Here is a 20,757-nt window from a genome sequence, read left to right as displayed (position 1 = left end):
GGCGCATCGACTTCAGGCGGGAGGATCGTGACCAAGCTGAGGATGTAGCATACCCGAAAGGGTCATCGCAAAGCAAGGCGTAGCGATCGGTTGGAAAGGATCGCCGACCATCGGTGGCACACGTGGCGACGTCCGGGAAACGCCACTCGGGACAAGAAGGTATGCCCTACGCCTTCACGGCTCCGAAGGCGGCGAAACAGGCGTTCTTATGCAACACGTCGCGGTGAACGAATCCCACTTCACGCAACAGATCGAGTTGAAACACGAGCGGCTTGGGCGTGTCTTCCTTCTCGATGTAGTCGAAGACGTGATCGCGATAGGCCTCATCCTTGAGTCCCGTCAAATAGTCCCCGTAGCGGCGTTTCATCATCTCCCGGACCGGCGTCGCGTCGTGGTCGAGCAGATCGAAGACCCAAAACGACCCGCCCGGACGAAGCGAGCGATAGATCTTGGCGAAGGTGTCCCGCCACTCCTCGTCGGCGCGAAGGTGATGCAGGACGGCGGCCGCGACGACGAGATCGGCGTCTCCCTCGCCCAGTTCGAGTTCGCGGATGTCGGCCTGTCGCGTAACGACCGTGCCGTTGGTGGCCGCCCCGACGCGGTCCTGAGCTCGGCGAAGCATGTTGGAGCTAAGGTCAATTAGCGTGACGTCGAGATTGGGGAGTTGCCTCAAGACCGAGAGGGTGTAGTTCCCCGCTCCGCAGCCAATGTCGACCAAGTGCTTGGCCCCAGGAGTGGTGCGGGCCGCGGCCTCGGCGACCAGCGACAGCGCCAACGGCGCGTCGACGGTCGCGGACTGGCCCGATTCGAAGTTCGAGAATCGCTCCACGTCGTTGTCGAATCGTTCGCGAATCTCCTCCACCGACGATTTTCGCATCGAAAACTCCCCCCTATCCGTTTCGACAACCCGACGACCGTCACCACGCTATCTCGTCGCCGCTGACTGACAAGCAGACTCGTTGGCACCCTAAATCTCTTGTCCTGACTGGCAAGTTCGTCGCTTGAAACCACGTTCACCAATCGTGCGGGAGTGTCCTGAATCAGAGGCGTCTCCCGCATGCCCACCGCGAGCGTGGGCACGGCACCCAAGAGTCTGTTGGGCAATGAACGTACCATACAGAACACTAGCCAAGATCATTGGTTCACCGCTTGCGGTGCATCTTGTCATCACACGGGCGGACGAGCACCCAGTGCCAAACTGCTGGCCGGGCAACGATGACGACTGTCGTGACTTCGGTGGGCGTTCCATGAAAATCACCCGTGTCCGCACGAGCGATCGCAGGGACACGGGCGGAAGGACGGATTCGTCGGCGAGCGACCTACTTGCGGAACATCGGCGAGCGCTCGTTGCCGCCGGAGAGCAGGTACGCCACCAGATCGGCGAGTTCCTTATCGCTCAGTTGATTGGCCACGTCCTTGGGCATCTGCGAGGTCGGCGAGCGTTTCATCAACTCGACGTCCCCCTTCGCGACCTTGATCGGCGGCTTGCTGACGTCGCTGGTATAAATCAGCAATTCGGCCTCGGGGTTGGAGGGCTCGATGTCGACCACCACGCCCGTGAAGGTCTCGCCGTCAACCGTCAAGACGATCGAGGAGGCGAACTGGTCGGAGATGACCTTGCTCGGCTCGATGATCGCCTCGAGCATGTCCTTGAGCGAGAACTTGCCGGAGACGGGGGTGAGGTCCGGCCCGACCATGCCGCCGGTGCCGTCAAAGCGATGACAGTCCACGCACTTGAGGGCGTGGAAGAGATTGCGGCCTTTCTTGAAGTTCCGCTTCTTGAGGCCGACTTTTTTGACGGCGTCGATCGCCGAGGCGACGGTCCATTCCCGTCCCGGTCCCTTCGGCGGGGTGACCTCGAAGTCCGGCTTGGGAAAGAGATCGACGGTGATCAACTCCCCGAGGGCGACCCGTTGGTTCTGCGGCATGCTTCGCAGAGCTTCCTCGCGCATGTTCTCGAGGTAACCGGCGAAACTGTGACCGCCCGGCATCTTCGAGGCCTTCACGAGATACTGGAAGTATTCCTTTCGCAAAGGCAGCGTCCACCCTTCCTTCGCGTTCCGAAGAATGAACGCGTAGTAGACCCCATCGGTCGGCGGCATGTTGTCGAGCATCGACTGAGCCCGCTCCCCGTACTGGTCGTTGAGCGCCAGCGACGTGAGCCATTGCGGTTTCGGCTGCGGCGGAAGGTTCTTGATCACCTCCAGCGTCTTGGCGGGCGCCGAGGGGGCTTGCAAGTAGATCAAGACGCGGCCCAGTTCCTTGTTGGCCGTCGAATCGCTGTTGGGATAGAGCGGGTCGAGTTTCGCGATCACTTGCTGACGCAGTTCGCCGGACGGCTCGCCCATGCGGATGAAGCAGAGAGCGTACGCGCGAAGGGCTTCCACCAACTGCGGCTTCGGCAACGAGGCTAAATCGAGTTCGCCGAGCTTGCCAAGCAACTCCGCTTGCAGCGACGGATCTCCCTGCCGAGCCAGGGCGACCATCGCGGTGATGAGTTGCTGGGGGTTCGCGGAGCTGGCTTTGTCGAGGACCTTTCGCTGCCACGACTCGGCCGGCTGCGCCTCGATCGCCATCCGCGCGGCGTGGCGGATGAAGCGATCCGAGTGGTTCAGGTGTTGCCAAGCGCTCTCGAGCGCGGCCGGGTCTTCCTGGCCGTGAAAAGCTTCGAGCTTCTTTCGCAACTGATGATCGGGGTTCTCCTTGATCGAGGTGAAGGACTCGGTGCCGTCGTCCTTGCCGTCGTAGGTGATGCGATAGAGCCCCGACTGCGTGCCACGACCTCCCACGGCGAAGTAGAGGGCTCCGTCCTTGCCGACCACTCCGTCGGTGACCGGAAGCGGCTTGCCAACCACGAACTGCTCCACGTTGCCGGTGTAGCTCGCCCCCTCGGGCTTGAGGTGGGCCGCCCAGATCGTGCCGTAGGTCCAGTCGAGGATGTAGAACGCATCTTCCCAGCGTTTGGGGAATTTGGCGCCGTAGCCGAACAGGACGCCCGTCGGCGAGGCCGGGCCGATGTCGACCACCGAAGGTAGGCTGTCGGCGTAGTATTCGGGAAACTTGCCCGAGCCGTTGCGCCAGCCGAACTCGCTCCCGCTGACGACGTGGTTGATTCGCGTCGGGCGATACCAAGGAAGGCCGAAGTCCCACTCCATGTCGGAGTCGAACGTGAAGATCTCCCCGTCACGGTCGAGGGCGATGTCGTATTCGTTGCGGTAGCCGGTGCTGATCAGTTCGCGCTCTTTGCCGTCGGGACTGACCTTCGCCACCCAGCCTCCAGGGGCCATTCGGCCGCGAGCGTGCCCACGGGCGTCAGGCTGCCGCGGCAAGAGAAGGTCTTCCCCCCAGTTGGTCGGGACGCGAGTCTTCGTCAGGTCGGCGGGAACCTCGGTGTGGTTGCCCGCGCAGACGAGGAGGCTCTTCCCGTCCTCGGAGAGAATGATCGCGTGGGGGCCATGCTCGCCCGCTCCCTGCAGCGGCATGATTAGCTCGGACTTGTCGAGTTTGCCGTCGCCGTCGCTGTCGGTGACGCGCCAAAGGCCGCTTCCCTTGCCGTTGCGCATCACGTAGAGGCTGTCGAACGCCCAAAGGAGGCCATGGGCGTTGCTGATGTCGACGGGGATCTTCTCGACCGTGGTCCCCTTCTCTCCCTCGCCCGGCTTCGAGGGCGTGATGAGATAGAGGCCCTTGTCGCCTTGGTCGGCCGCGATGATTCGCCCCTGGTCATCGACCGTCAGGGCCACCCATGAGCCCTGCTGGTCGCGCGGGACGTTGTAGACCACCTCCGCTTTAAAACCCTCGGGGAGCTTCAGTTCCTCGGCGGGAGTGGTGCGAGCTTCTTTCTTCGGCTCGGCCGCTTGTGCTCCACTCCCATGGACGACGAAAGTCGCCAACGTGGCGACGGTGATGGCAAGCAGTTGCTTCATGACGATCCGTTCTCGACATTGGGTTCGTGTGATGATTCGCGAGGGTGCGGACGATACCCGCCACTCCACACCCGTTCGGTGAGATTGTCGCATCGGTCGGCCCTATCGGACAATATCCGGACCGATGCCGCGTCCCTTCGAGGTGGGAGCGTCGATCAGAACTCCCCCACACCCCGACGCCAACCTAAGGCGCGCCTTGCGAGCGATGGGTACCTTCGGTTATTCTTTTTGATTGATGGATGGGGTCGTCGTCCCGCGATCGTCGCTGGCACGACCAGCTAGAGCTAGGCTCTCTGGCGGGAGCCCAGCGCGTTGGTCCTCACATCCTTTGGGGTGCCACGGGCTAATTGTCAGCCAGTGACGGTAGGGGTCGTCCGACGCCAACCAGAGACTGAGACGGTGACCAAACACTAGTTCGCCAAGTCCAGAGCATACGCTGCCGTGTCCACGCTATTGCCGAGAGATCGAATCACCCCGCCGGACGCCAGCGATGTCTCCGCACCGACGCTGCGCCGGCCGAGTGGCGGCGGCATGCTCGCGCACCAGTTCTGCGAGCTATACAACCAGCACCGCCAAAGTCTCTTCGCGTATCTCTACTCACTGGTCACCGATCGCGTCACCGCCGAGGACCTCCTGCAGGAAACCAGTCTGGTCATGTGGCGCGAGTTCGATCAGTTCGAGCCAGGGACCAACTTTCTCGCATGGGCGCGGCAAGTCGCGTTCAACCGCGTCCGCGAGTGCCGCCGACGCCGACAGCGTGAAGGCATGGTCTTCAGCGAAGAGGTCGTCAGGCAACTCGCCGACGAACGGGCGAAGATGGATCGCCACCTCCAGGATCGCTGGGACCAGTTCCAGCAGTGTCTAACCAAGCTGCGGGACCAAGATGCCGAGCTCATCGATCTCTACTACGCCAACGACGCCACCGCCGAGGAGGTCTGCCAGCAGACCGGACGCGGCATCCACGCCATCCGCAAAGCGATCAAGCGCATCCGACGCTCCCTCTTCGAGTGCGTCGGCAGAAACTTGCCGGGTAGAGCCTCCTCATGAGTTCGCCGCATGACGAGCAAACGCGCCGCCGGGTCCTCGAACTGACCGAACGCCTTCTCGACGGCGAGGCGACCACCGCGGACCACGAGGAACTCGAACAACTTCTCCAAGACCCCGGCGCCCGGCGTGCCTACCTCGAGTTCACCGATCAGCAAGGCCGGCTCGTCACCCCCGAGAAGTCGTCCTCTCCCTGGCTCGTCGCCGAGCGGGTCACGTATGAGCGCCTCGAGTGGGATCCGTCAACGCACCCGCCCGTGCCCCAACAGCCCTCACCGACGCCGGAGCCCACCTCCCCGGCACTTACCGCGTCATCGCCGCGCGGGACACCCTATGTCAAACTGACGTTGCTACTCGGCCTGTTCGCATGCCTGGCCCTGGGCATCCTGACGTTGATCCCCGGCCCCGTCGCCGAGCCTCCCGTCGCGCGATTGGCGCGGGGCCACGCGACCCTGCTGCCGAGCAAGGAGGACCTCGCTCCCGGCGCGGTGCTGCCTCGTCACGTGACTGTTCGCTTCTCCGACGACGCGGTGCTCGAGACGACTTCGGGCTACACTCTTGAGATGGAGGGCCCGACGGAGCTGATGCTCACGGGTGCCGGCGGCATCACGCCAGCGTTTGGCCGCTTCATCCTACGGAGCCTCGCCCCCAACCAGACGATGCGGATCACCCTCCCCGCCTCGACGATCGCGGCGCGAGAGGGCAAGCTCGCGATCGACCTCGCTCGACGAGGCAGCGCGACGCTCCATGTCCACGCGGGCGAGGCGACTGTCACTCCTCGTTCCCACTCGCCGCGTCACTATTGGCCGCTCGATAACGTCCGCGACCGTCGCGTCGCTGACCGAGTCGGCGATGTCGGCGGCGTCCTCGGCGAGAGGGTCCGCCCCGCGAAGGGGCTCGTCGGCCCCGGAGCGCTCGCCTTCGACAACTCGCGGGACGCGTACGTCGCCCTAGGCAGCGGGGGTGGCACGGCGCTGGCCACGGGGAGCTTCGCCCTTGATCGCGCGGTGACGATCGAGTCGCTCTTCATTTCGAACTGGGACAACGAGGACCCCGAGTCGATCGCGGTTTCCGCGCGGAACCGGGAGATCATCTTTCGCAAGAACGACGAGAACCGGCTCCTGCTGCTACTCCAGTTCAAGGACCAGAGGCAATTCCCCTTCGCCGATCCCAAGACCGACTACTCCGGGCCGGCGTTCTGTTTCGGGCTCTACCTGATCGGCCCCGGTTACGGCGAGATGGTCGTCCCCTTGGACGGGAACGAGGGCCGCCCCACCGTCGCGGAACTGACCGATGGCGCGATGCACTCGCTGGTGGCGACCTACAACGCTCAGTCAGGAGAAAAGGCGATCTTCTACGACGGCCGGCTCATCGGCTCCCAGAGCTACCCGCCGGGTACCCGGATTCTCAGCGGTGGCCCCGGCGGCGCCGCGATCGGCAACATGCCCGAGACTCACGACGAGCCCTTCTCGGGCGTCATCGATGAAGTGGCGGTCTATGACTACCCATTGACACCTTGGAGTATCGCCAAGCACCTGGAGCGGGCCCGCTCGGGGCGGAACTACTTTGGCGCCGTCCCCGACTCGATGACGCCCCCCTTCGATCAGTTCGTCATCCCCGCTGGCGAAACGGTCCACCTCGACCCACGCGACGGACTACCCGATGCGCCGCTCGGTCCGAACTCGAACAACTGAAAGCCGGGCGCCATGCACCACGCTTGCGTGGGCATGCGTATAAGACTCACGCTTGCGTGGGCATGCAGGAAGCGTTGCCCCTCCGGGATCCACTACTTCTTTAGTGAGAAGACCATCTCCCGATCCCCCTGTTCGGGGATCTCCGCCGTCAACTCGGTCTCCTGGTTATAGCGTGTGGGAAGGAATTGCTCGAGCGACGGCTTTCCCTCGAACTCGGGCCCGGTCTCGCTGAAGCCAAGGATCGACACCCGTTTGGGGCCCTTCGACACCGTGCCGCTAAACTTCCCGCCGACGACCTCCAGCACTTCACCGGAAGCGTCGCGATCAGTGGGGTAGAAGTTGATCTGCCCCTTCTCAATGGGAGCCTCCCCAAAGGTCACCTTCCCCGCGACCGGAACGGTGGCGGCCCCCCCGCCACCACAGCCGCCAAGGAGCCCCAACAGCCCCAACACCACCCACGAGCAAGCACTAGTACGACGTGATTTCCGAGCCATTGCGCGTCCCCAACCCCTGAAAGAGACTCCGATCAATACTGTCCGAGAAGAACTCGACCGCCCCGTCGGCCAGGATGCAGTGCGCACCTCCCGGATGGACGCTGCGCGCGTACATGACATTGTCCGACCCCTGATTCGACGTGCAGGGAGCGTAGTCCTTGTTGTCGCAGCGAATGAGCCGATCGGGAATCTGCGTGTTGGGCGTCTCGAGTGTGCTGATCAAGACTCCCAGATGCTTTCCGCGGTAGTAGCGCCCGCGCCAATCGCGTTCGCTGGACGAATCGCGAACCGCGACGTGCTCCCCCCCCATGATCGTCTTCGACAGGCCGTCGGAGACATCCTTGAAGCGAATGCCGCTGTAGTGAAAGAAGAGCCCCGTTTGCGACCCGGGGTCCTTGTCGGTGGCGGTCGTGATCGTCGTGTCGCCGTTACACATCGAGTAGTTGCCGCAAAAGCCGTCGTTGTAGTCGTGCGTCCCGCCCCAGTGCGCGGTCGTCTTTGGACTGTTGGGATCGGAGGGACAGACGAGCGTCCCGATCGGCACACCCGCTTCGACCACGTTGCCGGCATTGGTGTGCATCCATTCCTTCGCTTCGGTGGTATCCATCAGCGGCGAGAACTTGTCGTAGAGCGACTGCTGATCGATATAGGGCAAGATCATCACCATCCAGGTCGACTCACAACCACCGGGCGTCGAGCAAGCCGGCGTCTGCGAGAGATCGCCCATCGCCCCGAACGGCAAGATGCCGTGGGCCTCGTGGTAGTTGTGCATCGCCTGCCCGAGTTGCTTGAGATTGTTCTGGCACTGACTGCGTCGCGCCGATTCGCGCGCTTGCTGCACCGCGGGCAAGAGCAGCCCGACGAGCACGCCGATGATCGCGATGACCACCAGAAGCTCGACCAACGTGAACCCGACTCTCATCTGACCCTTGACGTGCGTCACGGCGGAGTTCCCCCTCATCATGAATAAACGAGGCCCCATTCACGAACGGAACGTGATTGCCTCTTCGACGTGCCTAGCGACGAGATGGGCCCCCGGCCCCCTGTACCTTGCCAGCCCCGACATTCCCAGTGCCGGCCATCCCAACAATCCCGGTACCATGCTCCACGCTTGCGTGGGCATGTGGGAAAGACCCACGATTGCGTGGGCATGCTGAAATAGTTCCACGCGTGCACAGGCCTGCCGGGTGCCACTGGCCGCTGGACAGCCAGTGATAGGAGGTGCAGGCTGACGTTGCCCCTGGTACGGCCCCACCCATCTATGCCCCTTAAGGCGCCGGAATCACCGAACGGGTACCTCCTTTGCCGATTTTTTCTCGAGTGTCGCTCCGTGGGCCGACAATGCCCCTGCCGGAGACACGCAACGGACCTTCGCGTGTCTATCCCGAGCGGTGTCGTCCCGCCAACGTCCGCGGCAGGATGGGGAACGAGACGGCGGGCGGCAAGAACTAGGTGGTGAGTCCAGCCCCGCGCTACTCAACGGCTTTCCGTACCTCTCCCATGGGGAGAGGTCGGCGAGCGAAGCGAAACGGGTGAGGGAGATTCCGGCTCGGTAAATCTAGGGTGATTCGCGAAAATAACCCCCTCACCCCTAACCCCTCTCCCACAGGGAGAGGGGAACAAGAGGCTCGCTCTCCCACAGGGAGAGGGGTACAAGAGGTTCGCTCTCCCACGGGGAGAGGGGTACAAGAGGTTCCGTAGGTCAGGCTATTGCCTGACACGAACGCCAGTCGGTTCTCGTGGTGGGTCATCTCTTGGCACCTCTCCCATGGGGAGAGGTCGGCGAGCGAAGCGAGACGGGTGAGGGGATTCCGGCTCGGTAAATCTAGGGTGATTCGCGACGATGAACCCCCTCACCCCTAACCCCTCTCCCACGGGGAGAGGGGAACAAGAGGCTCGCTCTCCCACGGGGAGAGGGGATCAAGAGGACGTGTTACCCATGTCCCCGAACACCTGTTACCCTTGACTCCGGCCCATCCCCCCCTTGGACAAGGGGGAGCAATAGGAGTTTAAGGGGAAGGACCGTCCCTGATCGCGAACCGTCGGCTACATCTGCATCGCGAAACTGGTGCCGACGGCTTCCAGTTCCGGTTCGCTAGGGACCCCGAGCCGCTCGTCGGCGAGCTTGTTCATCAAGCTAACCCAGATGCCGCGAATCTGGCCGAGGACCGTGATCGCCTCATCCAGAAGCGTCAGGTCCATCTTGGCCGAGGCGGTGATGAGACGGGTATGGCAGAAGTTGTAAAGCGCCGCCATGTTCGCACAGAGCTCGGGGGCGATGTCGGGACGCAGCCCGTTGTGCAGTTCGCACATGATCGCGCCGACGCGCTCGAACCAAGCCTGGGCGGCGTCGTGGTTATTTTCCTCGAGGGCTCGCCGGGCCAATCGGGCGAACCGGATCGCCCCGTCGTAGAGCATGAGCTGTAGCTCTTCGCTCGAGGCGGTATGGATCTGATTCTGAAGATAAGCGTTCGAAGCGGGATGTTGCATGCGATCACCAGTCCAAGATAGTCCATGTCGCGAACTTGGGCTCTTCTGGTCGCGAGGACGAAGCGACGCACTCGAAAGAGCGGCAAGTCGGGGATTGAGCCGGCGAGCAAGCCCCGCCCATCAATCCTAGAACGCGAATCCATTTGCGGTCGAAGAACGTCTCTAACAACAGCGTGAACCATCCGAGCGACGTTCCCATCGCCGAGATCACCCTCTCCGCCGAAGCAACCATTGCGTACCGGACGCGAAGAGAAGAGAAAGGGTCAGGCCCCGAGTCTCGAGAGAAAAGGAGCCTGACCCTCCGGCTGAAAAGCGCCGCGTGATCACTACCCGAGAAGCTGAAGTAGCGTCTGCGGGTTCGAGTTGGCAATGGCCGCGGTGCTGACGTTGGCCTGCAACAGAATCTGTTGCTGCGTCAGTTCCGCAGTCGCTTGTGCGAAGTTCACGTCGACGATCGTGCTTCGCGCGGCGGTGATGTTCTCGAACGCGACCGAGAGACTGTTGAGGTTCGTCTCGATCGTGTTTCGTTGAATGGACCCGAGGAAGCCCTGGGTCGTGGTCACTTGCCGTTGGGACTCGGCCACGATGTCCTGGGCAATCGAGGCACTCCCCGCCAGGATGCTATTCTCGCCACCAGTGACGATACTCGACAGCGTCCTATTGAGGGCGTTGCCATCCTCGTCCACGGAGACCGATCCGAGGCTCGACGCCAGGAACGATTCCAGGCCGATGTTGACCTGTTGGGCGAGGTTGATTTCGGCCCCGAGTTGGAACAACGCCCCACCGCTTTCGATGGAGAAGCTGCCGACGTCGCCGGTCGTGGTCACCGACTCCTGGAACGACAGTTCCAGTTGCAAGTTGGTGGTCGCCAGCGTGGCTCGCAAGCCATCGCCTTCGAACTCCTGACCATTGATCGTCCCTTCGACATTCGTGCCGACGGCCGAGGCTTCGCTGTTGGTCAGCAGGGCACCGACCACATTATTGACGTTGACGAACGCGTTGGAGCCGAACTCGACGCTGGTGAGAATACCGTTGGACGAGCTGACGCCGGTCGCGTCAGTGAAGGCGTTGACCGCGTCGTCGACGGACTGGCCGGCACCGATGTTGAGCGTGACGGCGCCGCTGTTGCCGATGATCTCGATCGTCGAATCGACCGAGGCGGTTCCGCCGTTGTTGAGGGTCACGGTCGCTTGCGAGGCGGTCGCGGTCAGGTTGACATCGACCGAGATCGCGTCGCCGCTGGAGTTGAAGTTGGCCAAGCGGACGTTGACGTCACTGAGCGTGCCGGCTTGATCGAAGCGGTTGACGCCACTGAGTTCGAAGCCGAAGCTGCCGTCGAGGACCGAGCGATTGGCGAAACGCGTCGAGGACGCGATGCGGTTGATACTGAGGACGGCTTGGTCGACCGACGCCTGGTTGGCTTCGAGTTCCTCTTGCGAGAGAACGCCTTCGTTGGCGCTGTTGACCAAGATGCCTTCGATTTCGTCGAGAAGTGACCCGATCTCGCGGAGCGACGCTTCGGCGGTCGCGGCGAAGTTGTTGGCACGCTGATTGTTCTGAATCGCGGAATTGATGGAGGTCAATTCCAGACGCAAAGTCTCACCGGAGATGAGGTCGGCCGGCCCGTCCTTGGCGGAACGAATCCGCAAGCCGGTCGAGATCGACTCGAGCGTGTTGTTGAGTTTGTCCGAGTTGCGTTGCAGATTGAACTGGGAAACGACAGACGGAACGTTGGTGTTGATACTTAGCTGGCTCATCGAAAATACTCCAAAAGTTGGCCAAATCCGGCCCGAAATACTCCTTAATCAACCCAAAACGACACGATATCCGTGCCGATCGCACCATTTTCGCGCTCTTTTGCTCTCCTTTTCACCGGTTCTTCAGGCGAAGAGACCTTTCGACGCCGACGGAACCTCAACCAAAATGATCCTGCTTCAATGGAATATTGGTTACTCCGACGCGACTGTCAACCAACCCGGCTCAAATCCAGCGCAACTCGCGAAATCAATCCATTCGCTCCACTCCGAATCACCCAGTCAACGCCTTGGTCGTGCATCGCCTGAGTCATGTCCCGCCAATGCGTATGATTCATCGAATCCTCATAATCCCTACGGATCATGAAGATTCATTCCCTCCGACCGGTCGGCTCCCCTCAAGCGGTCCCTCGCCCCAAGTCGATCCTCCAGACGGAGCCATGAAGGCATCCCCAGTCTGGACCCAACGTCGCGAGGGATAGTGTCGCCGATGATTCAGTTGCCGACCTTTGATTCTCTTCGTTCCTTTGTGCATGAAACGCTTTGCACGCGGGCCGATCTCGACCCCGATACACCACTCTGGGAGTCGACCGTGAGCCGATCCAACCGCCCTTGCGGCATCGAATACACGCTCCTGGCGCCCCGTTCGGTCAGGCTCTCGGCGATCTGGGAAGCGGAATCCGATCGGATCCTCTTTTACGATCAGAACTTGGAGCGATTCCAAACCAACGCCATCACCGGCCCTGGCACAGACGGTATCCTCGAACGGCCGAAGGTGAAGCTCGAAGTCAAATCGCTCTGGAAAGGCAAGTAAGCCCCGGTTCAGGAAGGAGTTGCGTCCGCCGAGCCCATTGAGTCCGCCAAGTTGGCGATCTCGACTTCCGCGAGACGGCCCAACGACGCGATGCAGGCATCGAGGGAAATCACCGCCTGGACGAAGTTGGTGTGCGTCGAGGCTTTCGGGGCATCCTCACGGAATTGCTCGGCGGCGCGGCGCAGCTTCGAGAGCTTCTTTTTCAGCATCGCCACCATCGCCTCGGGATTTCCCTCCCGAGCCTCGATCGCTCGCGAGCAATCGAAGATCGTTCGGACGACCTGCATCAATTCGGGAAAATCCTCGGCCTCGGGCGAGTGCTTGACGAAGGTCCGCACCATCCAGGCGTGGGCGAGTTCCTCGGTGATCCGCCGCTCGACGTCATTCGCTTCCACCACGCTGCTCACCCTACTCGAACTCGACTTCGATTTTCCATGGCTAGTTCAAGACCGCTTTCGGCCTTCGCTCGTAGCGGCTATGCTCGATGATGAGGGGGAGCCCCACTGCCACCATTGACGAGGATAGTGTCTCGCGCCGGCGCTAGCAAGCCGTCGACCACGAGGCGAGCTCGGGAACACGACGAAAAAGGACACGCATCGTTGAGTGATGAACTCGTCTTCATGATGGGAACCGCCGAGGCTCGCTTCCCGACCGATCGCGGCTACGCCCGCAACCACATGTGGCTCCTTCCCGACCCGGTCAGTCCCGACCTCCATCGCGTCGGCCTGACCGAATACTCCGTCCGGTTGCTCCGTGACGTCTACTTCCTCGACTGGTCGATCGACCCCGGCACGCCTGTCGCCACCAAACAGGAGATCGGCGAGATCGAGAGTTCGAAAGCCCTTTCGAGCCTTTATGTCCCCTTCCCCGGCGAGGTGGTCGCGTTCAACGAAGCCCTCCTCCAAGACCCCTCCGCGATCAACACCTTCCCCTACGGCGACGGTTGGCTCTTCTCGCTCCGAACCGACTCGGAACTTCTCACGCCCCAAGAGTATCTCGATCATGTCAACGCGGGTTGGAAGGACGCCCAGCATCTGATCAAGAAGCAGATGAACGAGTAAGTCCAGAAATTGCTTTCAGGGATTCGGTTGATAGATCTCATCCAGGCAGTCCGTCCAGCCCCCCTCCTTAAGAGCAACGCCGCCATTTGTCGAAGCCGCCTCCAACCTCCGGCAACGACAACGCCGTTATCTATTGAAGCCCAGGGTCGCGCCAGCGCACCCTGGGTACCGGATGATTGAAAATGCCAACCCCGCAGGGGTTGTCTAGCAGGGCCAGCGCGCAGTTTCGGGGGATTGGGCAATCGAGGAAGGGTTGCGCCAGTGGTGAGCGATGAGTAGAACGTCTTGCATGGGCCCGAGGGATGGTGAGCATGCAAGGAGAGGTTCTGATGAGCAAGGACGTTCGGGTAACGCTTGAGGATGTCATCACCCACTTTGAAGACTTGGAAGATCCACGCTCGACGATCAATCAGCGTCATCCGCTTATCAGCGTGGTGGTGATCGCGGTGATGGGCGTGCTCGCGGGGGCGAGCGGCCCGACCGGCATCGCGGAATGGGCGCGCATGAAGAAAGACTTGCTGCTGGGGACGCTCGAGCTTCCCAACGGCATTCCGGCCAAGGACGTCTTCCGACGGGTCTTGGCGGCGTTGCGACCGGATGCCTTTCAGTCCTGTTTTGTCAGTTGGCTGTGAGCGTTGCAACGGTGGCGTGTGGGAGAAGCAGGAGCCGATGACGATGGGGGACCGGTCACCGATCAACGGGGGGTGGCGGCAGGGACGCGGCGTTGGGCTCGGCGGGCGCGTTTGCGGTCGGCTCGTTGGCGGGCTTCGTCGGCGCGCTCTTGGAGTCGATGCTGGGGGTGCTCGTCGATCCAACGGTCGGGTAGCAACGAAGGGAGATCCGAAGCCGGGGTGGTCGGCAGGCGGGTGTAGACGTCGCGGAGATACGCGAAGGGATCGACGTGATGGCGGTTGCAACTCTTGGTCAGCGTGAAGAAGGTGGCGGCGGTCTCGCCTCCTTGGCTGTTGCCGAAGAAGAGCCACGCCTTGCGGCCGAGGACGGCGTACTTCAGCGCCGCTTCGGTGCGGTTGTTGTCGATGGGAATCGCCCCATGGTCGAGATAGCACGCGAAGGACTGCCACCGGTTGGTCATGTAAGCGATGGCGGCGCGCAGCTTCGATTTCGGAAGCTCCCGCTCGTGCTGCTCGAGCAGCCACTGGTGGAACTCGGTCACGATCGGCTTGGCGTCGCGTTGCCGCAGGGCGCCGCGTTGTGACACACTACTGTCACGGGCGCGATCTTCGATGTCGTAGAGCCGCTGGAAGTAGCCGTCGGCGCTCCCGATCGAGTTCGATGATCAACTCGTGGCAGGCGTCGATATCGTGGGGGAGGTTCACGTCGAAGGCGTCCATCAAACCGATCTCAGTTGTCGCGGGGACACCCTAGCACGTCGGCGTCGGAGGCGCCAGAGCAGTTTCAGCAATTTCGTCGGAATGACGAGAAAGCCTGCGAGTCCGCCTCATCGCTGCCATCACCATGACATCGTTGTCGCTCGCGAAGAGAACGCCAGAGTCGATCGTCCAACGAGATTGGCAAGCGAAGAACCCTGGGTCCGAGGACAACCGAAGACAAAACTCGGTTTTGGTCGCGTGCCGTCCCATGGCTTCCAGGCTCTCGCCGCCGCGACGGGGGACTGGCGATCCGAAGGAGCAGCGGCGCGTCCTGGCTCCGCGGAGCGGCGAGCATCATTCGGGAAAGAGTGAAGGGAAGTCACGAACGACGGGACGACGGCGTGTCACGGTGCTGATCGGAGACTTGAAAGCGTTTGCGATGCCGGACCGAGGAGAGGTCGATGCCCTCGAGAATGAGTGACAATTGTCCGGCAGTGATCTCGAGGCCGGCCTCGTCGTCGGCCGCCTGGGCGTCGGGAAGCTGATAGCTTCCTTCCTCCAACTGCTGATACCAAATGCAATAGCCGACGCCGCCCCAATAGAGCACCTTGAGGCGATCCCGGCGGCGATTGATGAAGACGAACAAATGGCCCGAGAGAGGATCTTGCTCGAGCACCGACTCCGCCAAGGCGATGAGCCCATGAAAGCTCTTACGCATGTCGACCGGTTCCCGAGCCAGGAATATCCGCACCTGATGAGGGACCGACCACATGCTCACTCCTCCTCGACGCTCTCGAGGGCCGCAAGCACTTTGCGCAACGCGTCGCTGTCGACTTGGGCCGGCGCCCGCACGATGTAGCCTCGGGGATGAACGATCTCGATCACGCTCGTCGATTCGGGGACCACCCGCAACGCCACGAACGGCGACGGACACGTCCCACCGCCATCGACCGCAGGCGACCGTTTCTCTTGTCGATCGCGTCGCTGTAGCTCACGCCGCCAACCGTAGAACGACGCCTCCGAGATCCCCTCTTCCCGGCAGAACCGTCGAACGCTCTGCCCGCTCTCCTCTTGCCGACGAACGACCTTCCGCCAATACGCTTCCTTCTCCGCACAACGAACTCGCATCTTCCGCCTCGCGACAAACCAGGGCCAACCAACCCAAGCCTACCGCAACCCACAAGACGCCACCGTTGCAACGCTCACGGCACTGCGCGAGCGGGGATGGGAGGTCTTCTTCGCCTCGCGGAACCTGCAGGCGATGGAGAAGGTCTTCGGCGGCCTCGGAATCCGCTACCTGCAGGCTCACTTCAAATGCAGTCCGCCCACGTACCCCATCGAGAAGACCGTCACCTTCGCCCATATTCTGAACAACGTCGGCTTCGATCACCCCGGCGAACTCTTCTCCCTCGTCGCCGCCTGGCGCAACCTCTTCGAGCTCGTGGAGCCCGATCTCGTGATCTGCGATCACAGCCCCACCGCACTCCTCGCTCTTCGCGGCCTCCCCGCCAAGCGAGCCACCATCGGCGCGGGCTTCAGTTGTCCGATCGCCATCGCCCCCTTTCCGGTCCTCGAACCGCGCTTGCCGCACACGCCCGAGGAACTCCTCGCCGACGAGGCCCGACTCCTCGCCAACGCCAACGAGGTCCTCGACCGCTTCGGCAGCCCACCCCTCGAGTACCTTGCCCAGCTCTACGCCGACCTCGACGATCGCATCCTCATCACCTTCCAGGAAATGGACCACTACCAGGATCGCGCGGGCGCCACCTACTGGGGGCTTTCGCCGCTGGTCCCGGGTGCTCCTCCCGCCTGGCCACACGGCGATCGCCGCAGGGTCTTCGGCTACCTGAAACCCTTCGCGTCGCTCCCCACGCTCTTGGAACTCCTCAATAGGCTCGAGCTTCCGACCGTCATCCATCCCGACGGCATCTCCACTTCGATCCAGCAGAAGTACGCCTCGCGAACGCTCCACTTCCAGCAAGAGCGCGTCGACATCACCCAAGCCCGGCGCGACTGCCACTTCGCGATCCTCAACGCGAATCACGCGACGTTGGCCGCGTTCATCCTCGGTGGCAAACCGGTCCTCAACTTCCCCTTGAGCCTCGAACAAGAGATGTGCGCCGCCCCCATCGTCGAGCGGGGAGCCGGCCTGGTCGTCTCGGGGACAGAACCCAACGACATCTTCCGCAAGATGGAGATGATCCTCGGCTCCGACGAGTACACCGCGGGCGCCGAGCGCATCGCCGAGAAGTACCGCGACTGGGACTACGAAGCTTCCGGTATCCGCCTGGCCGAACACATGGAGTCGCTCATCGCGAGGACATGATCGCTAATCCTCGAAGAACGTCGTCCACTCGCTGCCCTGGAACGCTCGCTTAAGATCCTCGTAGTTCACGATCGCTTCGGAGAGGAGCCGCTTCTCAATCCGCTGCGTCCCCGGTGCTATCGAAACCACTGGAACACCAAGGTACTCCTGCATCCTGACAAGCATCGCCGGCACATTCGCGACGAGTTCCTCGAAGACGATGTCCATCATCTTGTGGTCCTTGAAGAACTCTTCGACGAGCTTTTCCTGACGCTTGGTCCATTCGAAACTCTCTCGGCATCCCCGCGGATCGAGTGTCACCGGCGGCGGGACGGGCGGCCGAGTCCCGGCTTCGACGAACCAGCGATTCGTCCGAAGGGCGTTGCACTCGGAGACGAGCCGTGCGAGGAGATTCTTCCGCTTGAGGTGGATGAGCCTGATCCTGGTATCCGCCCGGAGTAGTTTCCAAACCGACTGCCACCAGGGGTTGCAGACAGGCTGGTCGTACTGAAGCTTGAACCCGACCGCCTCAATCTCTTCCGGGTAGGCCTTAAAGAGATGCCGATCGAGGATGTCGCGAGCCTCGGTATTGTGCGGGAACGATTGCGGATGTTGACGGCGGTTGAAAATGGTTGCGCTGGGCGGTCGAAAATGATGGCGCCTGGTTGGGAAAAGGTCTCCGTATGCCGAGATCGTGTCGCGGTTGATTCCTAGGTTAGCTGGTTCGCTGTCGGCGGCGTTTGGCGTCCTTTAGCCGATAGCTTTCGCCGGTGGTTTCGAGGATGTGGCAGCGATGGGTCAGCCGATCGAGAGCGGCTCCGGTGAGCCGTTCGCTGCCGAGGACCTCGGTCCAGTGCTCGAAGGGCAGATTGGTGGTCACAAGAAGACTGTACCTCTCGTAGGCGGTGGCGATGACGTCGAAGAGGAGTTCCGCCCCGGCCTTGCTCGCCGGCACGTAGCCCAACTCGTCCAGGATCAGTAGGTCCAGCTTGGCAAGTTGTTGCCGGTACCGCAAGAGTTGACGTTCCTCGCGGGCCTCGAGCAAGAGGGTGAGCAGTTCGGTCACGCGCACGAACCGCACCTTGCGTCCCTGGGCGCAGGCGGCCATGCCCAGGGCGGTGGCCAGATGCGTTTTGCCCGTCCCCGAAGGTCCGACCAACAAGATGTTCTCTCGGCGCTCGAGATAGTCCCCCTTGAGAAGTTCCAGGACCAACGGCTTGTTGAGGCTCGCGCGGGCGGCGAAGTCGAACTCCTCGAGCGTCTTGGTGGTGGGGAAGCGAGCCGCCTTGAGTCGCCTCGCGGCGGCCCGACGTTCGCGTTCGATCAGCTCCAGTTCGCAAAGCTGCAAGAGGAACGCCAAGTGGTCGGCGTTGTCGGCGGCGCAGCGCCGGGCGATCCGCTCGCACTCGTCGTGAACGGTCGGCAGCTTGAGCGCCTTGAGATGATGCTTGAGCAGCACGGTGCTCTTGGTCGTCGTCTTGTTCATGGTGTCTGCCCTCCCAGCAAGACGCCGTAGGAAGCGACGTCGGTCGTCGGGACATGCACTCGCGCGAGGTGCGGTCGGCCATCCAACGAGAAGACGGTGACCGGCTCGTCGGCGCGATGGTCGAGGATCGTGCGGATGCTCTCGGCATCGGTGACGTCGATCGCCAACGCCTGCTCGACCGCGGCCGTCAGTTCCTTGAGCGGAAACTTCTCTAGTAGGCGAAGCACGCGGATGTAAGACCTAGTTCCATGTCGGTCGTCCTCGGCCTCCAAACGGCGTCGCAACAAGCCAAAGCAGTCGGGCAACGACCACTCCTCCAAGGGGCGGGCGACATCGAACCCGCCCGGCTTGCTTTCGAGCAAGGCGAGGTAGTGGACCGGGTCATAGCAAGTCTTTTCCCGCTCCCAGCAGCGCGCGTGCCGGGCCACCAAGCGGTCCTCGAAGATCAGTCGTACCTCCAGGACGGTGGCGACGATCGTCAAGCGGCGATGGGCGTAGGCCACCGGCACCGAGTAGTCGTTGCGATCGAAACGGACGAGTGACTCACTGTTGGCACTGGCCTGGACCAGTCGCCTCGCCTCGAAGCGTTGCTTCGGCAGAGGCAGGAAAGCGGCACGATCATCGAGGAGCAGGTCGCGCTTGCAGGAGGACTTGCCGCGCGTGCGGCGCTCCAGGTCTTTCTCGCAAGAGACCACGAGCCGTTCGTTGAGTACTGCCAGCGAGGTGACATCGGGAACCGGGACCAGGAAGTTCCGCCGCGCGAAGCCGAGCAATCGTTCGACGTGTCCTTTCTCGTTCGCGCGTCTGACCAGGCAAAAATGCTCTTGGAAGAGATAGTGACTACGAAACCGAAGAAACTCCTTGGTCAGCATCCGCTCACGGCCGGGAAAGACCTTCGTCACCGCGATCGCCGAGTTGTCGTAGCTGATCCGTTTGGGCACGCCGCCGAGGAAGGAGAACGCGCGGACATGGCCTTCGTGGAAGGTCTCGGTGCATTCGCGTGGGAACGCCTGGATGAAGATCGCCCCCGAGTAAGGCAGCGTCATGACAAAGAGCGCGACCTTCGTCGGCTCGCCCGCCAGGCGGACCGTCGCTTCGCCGAAGTCGACTTGGGCCTCGCCCGGCGGATGCGAAAGCGGCACGAAGACTTCCCGCCGCGATTGCCTCCAGGCACGCACGGCGTCCTTGACGATCGTCTCCCCACCGTCGTAGCCGTGCTCGTCGCGTAGCCGCTCGAAGATCCGCTTGGCGGTGTGACGTTGCTTGGGCGGCTGCTTGCCGTCCTCCTCCAGGATCCGATGGATGATCGGCAAGAATGGTTCGAGCTTGGGCCTCTTGCGAGGCCGCGACAACCGATAACCCGGCGGCTCGGCGTGAGCCAGGATCTTCGTCAACGTGTGCCAACCGAGGTCGTACTCGCGGCACGCTCCTCGCTTGCTCAACTCGCCGGTCAAGACCCGCCGGCGCACTTCCGTCCACCACTCCATGTCGGTTCGCACTCCTCCGCCTCCTTGCGAACTTCGGAACGATCGGGACCAAAGCCCCCATCTTCCCAAATCGCAACAAGACGTGAATGAGCGCCGCCATTTTCAACCGCCGCGACACACCCCCAGCGCCGCCATTTTCAACCGCCGTCAACAATCGCCGAGTTGTCGTAGCTGATCCGTTTGGGCACGCCGCCGAGGAAGGAGAACGCGCGGACATGGCCTTCGTGGAAGGTCTCGGTGCATTCGCGCGGGAAGACCTGGATGAAAATCGCCCCCGAGTAAGGCAGCGTCATGACAAAGAGCGCGACCTTCGTCGGCTCGCCCGCCACACGGACCGTCGCTTCGCCGAAGTCGACTTGGGCCTCGCCCGGCGGATGCGAAAGCGGCACGAAGACTTCCCGCCGCGATTGCCTCCAGGCACGCACGGCGTCCTTGACGATCGTCTCCCCACCGTCGTAGCCGTGCTCGTCGCGTAGCCGCTCGAAGATCCGCTTGGCGGTGTGGCGTTGCTTCGGTGGCTGCTTGCCGTCCTCCTCCAGGATCCGATGGATGATCGGCAAGAATGGTTCGAGCTTGGGCCTCTTGCGAGGCCGCGACAACCGATAGCCAGGCGGCTCGGCGTGAGCCAGGATCTTCGTCAACGTGTGCCAACCGAGGTCGTACTCGCGGCACGCTCCTCGCTTGCTCAACTCGCCGGTCAAGACCCGCCGGCGCACTTCCGTCCACCACTCCATGTCGGTTCGCACTCCTCCGCCTCCTTGCGAACTTCGGAACGATCGGGACCAAAGCCCCCATCTTCCCAAGTCGCAACAAGACGTGAATGAGCGCCGCCATTTTCAACCGCCGCGACACACCCCCAGCGCCGCCATTT

The 20,757-nt window shown here is 62.4% G+C and carries 20 protein-coding genes; 6 read left to right on the top strand and 14 right to left on the bottom strand.

Features of this window, described 5'->3' with window-relative positions:
* Positions 1–166: 166 nt before the first annotated feature.
* Positions 167–877 (bottom strand): class I SAM-dependent methyltransferase, encoded by a 711-nt coding sequence (locus tag Pan216_RS09160; protein WP_145257700.1) that lies wholly within the window; start codon positions 875–877, stop codon positions 167–169.
* Between the two features lie 442 nt (positions 878–1,319).
* Positions 1,320–3,926: a heme-binding protein gene (locus tag Pan216_RS09155; protein ID WP_419193443.1), complete on the bottom strand. Its 2,607-nt coding sequence runs from the start codon at positions 3,924–3,926 to the stop codon at positions 1,320–1,322.
* Between the two features lie 441 nt (positions 3,927–4,367).
* On the opposite strand from Pan216_RS09155, the gene Pan216_RS09150 reads away from it, so the two are divergent.
* Positions 4,368–4,973 (top strand): sigma-70 family RNA polymerase sigma factor, encoded by a 606-nt coding sequence (locus Pan216_RS09150; protein ID WP_145257698.1) that lies wholly within the window; start codon positions 4,368–4,370, stop codon positions 4,971–4,973.
* On the top strand, positions 4,970–6,664 hold the full coding sequence (locus Pan216_RS09145) for a LamG-like jellyroll fold domain-containing protein (RefSeq protein ID WP_145257697.1): 1,695 nt from the start codon (positions 4,970–4,972) through the stop codon (positions 6,662–6,664). Before Pan216_RS09150 ends, Pan216_RS09145 begins: the two co-directional genes overlap by 4 nt.
* 92 nt (positions 6,665–6,756) lie before the next feature.
* Here the strand turns inward: Pan216_RS09145 and Pan216_RS09140 are convergent, their stop codons facing one another.
* The 4 genes from Pan216_RS09140 to Pan216_RS09125 form a co-directional block, all read right to left on the bottom strand.
* The gene (locus Pan216_RS09140; RefSeq protein ID WP_145257696.1) at positions 6,757–7,158 is read right to left on the bottom strand and encodes a hypothetical protein; all 402 of its coding nucleotides are present in this window, start codon (positions 7,156–7,158) and stop codon (positions 6,757–6,759) included.
* Positions 7,133–8,101, bottom strand: coding sequence for a DUF1559 domain-containing protein (locus Pan216_RS09135; RefSeq protein WP_419193442.1), 969 nt, complete (start codon positions 8,099–8,101; stop codon positions 7,133–7,135). The genes Pan216_RS09140 and Pan216_RS09135 overlap by 26 nt, the downstream gene beginning before the upstream one ends.
* Positions 8,102–9,204: 1,103 nt before the next feature.
* Complete coding sequence (gene fliS / locus Pan216_RS09130) at positions 9,205–9,648, bottom strand: flagellar export chaperone FliS (RefSeq protein WP_145257695.1); 444 nt, start codon at positions 9,646–9,648, stop codon at positions 9,205–9,207.
* Between the two features lie 326 nt (positions 9,649–9,974).
* Positions 9,975–11,405 (bottom strand): flagellin N-terminal helical domain-containing protein, encoded by a 1,431-nt coding sequence (locus Pan216_RS09125; RefSeq protein WP_145257694.1) that lies wholly within the window; start codon positions 11,403–11,405, stop codon positions 9,975–9,977.
* A gap of 589 nt (positions 11,406–11,994) precedes the next feature.
* On the opposite strand from Pan216_RS09125, the gene Pan216_RS09120 reads away from it, so the two are divergent.
* A complete protein-coding gene (locus Pan216_RS09120; protein WP_145257693.1) occupies positions 11,995–12,216 on the top strand; it encodes a hypothetical protein in 222 nt (73 codons plus the stop codon).
* An 8-nt stretch (positions 12,217–12,224) separates the two neighbouring features.
* Here Pan216_RS09120 and Pan216_RS09115 read toward each other — a convergent pair whose 3' ends face one another.
* The gene (locus Pan216_RS09115) at positions 12,225–12,614 is read right to left on the bottom strand and encodes an amidohydrolase (protein ID WP_419193441.1); all 390 of its coding nucleotides are present in this window, start codon (positions 12,612–12,614) and stop codon (positions 12,225–12,227) included.
* Between the two features lie 201 nt (positions 12,615–12,815).
* On the opposite strand from Pan216_RS09115, the gene Pan216_RS09110 reads away from it, so the two are divergent.
* Positions 12,816–13,277 (top strand): glycine cleavage system protein H, encoded by a 462-nt coding sequence (locus Pan216_RS09110; RefSeq protein ID WP_145257692.1) that lies wholly within the window; start codon positions 12,816–12,818, stop codon positions 13,275–13,277.
* Between the two features lie 329 nt (positions 13,278–13,606).
* On the top strand, positions 13,607–13,909 hold the full coding sequence (locus Pan216_RS09105) for a transposase family protein (RefSeq protein ID WP_419193440.1): 303 nt from the start codon (positions 13,607–13,609) through the stop codon (positions 13,907–13,909).
* A 62-nt stretch (positions 13,910–13,971) separates the two neighbouring features.
* Here the strand turns inward: Pan216_RS09105 and Pan216_RS09100 are convergent, their stop codons facing one another.
* The 3 genes from Pan216_RS09100 to tnpA form a co-directional block, all read right to left on the bottom strand.
* A complete protein-coding gene (locus Pan216_RS09100) occupies positions 13,972–14,562 on the bottom strand; it encodes an IS66 family transposase (RefSeq protein WP_419193661.1) in 591 nt (196 codons plus the stop codon).
* A gap of 425 nt (positions 14,563–14,987) precedes the next feature.
* Complete coding sequence (gene tnpB / locus Pan216_RS09095; RefSeq protein WP_145257689.1) at positions 14,988–15,380, bottom strand: IS66 family insertion sequence element accessory protein TnpB; 393 nt, start codon at positions 15,378–15,380, stop codon at positions 14,988–14,990.
* Between the two features lie 2 nt (positions 15,381–15,382).
* Positions 15,383–15,736, bottom strand: coding sequence for an IS66 family insertion sequence element accessory protein TnpA (tnpA, locus tag Pan216_RS09090; protein WP_145257688.1), 354 nt, complete (start codon positions 15,734–15,736; stop codon positions 15,383–15,385).
* Positions 15,737–15,869: 133 nt separating this feature from the next.
* Here tnpA and Pan216_RS09085 point away from each other — a divergent pair, with 133 nt between their 5' ends.
* Positions 15,870–16,934, top strand: coding sequence for a hypothetical protein (locus Pan216_RS09085; RefSeq protein WP_145257687.1), 1,065 nt, complete (start codon positions 15,870–15,872; stop codon positions 16,932–16,934).
* Positions 16,935–16,937: 3 nt separating this feature from the next.
* Here the strand turns inward: Pan216_RS09085 and Pan216_RS09080 are convergent, their stop codons facing one another.
* From Pan216_RS09080 to istA (Pan216_RS09065), 4 genes are all read right to left on the bottom strand, one after another.
* Entirely contained in the window at positions 16,938–17,144 is a 207-nt protein-coding gene (locus Pan216_RS09080) for a hypothetical protein (RefSeq protein ID WP_145257686.1), read from the bottom strand.
* Positions 17,145–17,628: 484 nt separating this feature from the next.
* Positions 17,629–18,399, bottom strand: coding sequence for an IS21-like element helper ATPase IstB (gene istB, locus Pan216_RS09075; RefSeq protein WP_145257685.1), 771 nt, complete (start codon positions 18,397–18,399; stop codon positions 17,629–17,631).
* Positions 18,396–19,898 carry an IS21 family transposase gene (istA, locus tag Pan216_RS09070; RefSeq protein WP_419193439.1) on the bottom strand — a complete coding sequence of 501 codons (1,503 nt, stop codon included), beginning with the start codon at positions 19,896–19,898 and terminating at the stop codon, positions 18,396–18,398. The genes istB and istA (Pan216_RS09070) overlap by 4 nt, the downstream gene beginning before the upstream one ends.
* 125 nt (positions 19,899–20,023) lie before the next feature.
* Positions 20,024–20,632: an IS21 family transposase gene (gene istA / locus Pan216_RS09065; RefSeq protein ID WP_145257684.1), complete on the bottom strand. Its 609-nt coding sequence runs from the start codon at positions 20,630–20,632 to the stop codon at positions 20,024–20,026.
* Between the last annotated feature and the right edge of the window lie 125 nt (positions 20,633–20,757).

The organism is Kolteria novifilia, assembly GCA_007748055.1.
In the GTDB taxonomy this organism is placed as follows: Bacteria; Planctomycetota; Planctomycetia; order Kolteriales; family Kolteriaceae; genus Kolteria; species Kolteria novifilia.
The sequence above is the reverse complement of the archived record's forward strand: the minus strand, read 5'-3'. Positions and strand labels throughout refer to the sequence as shown.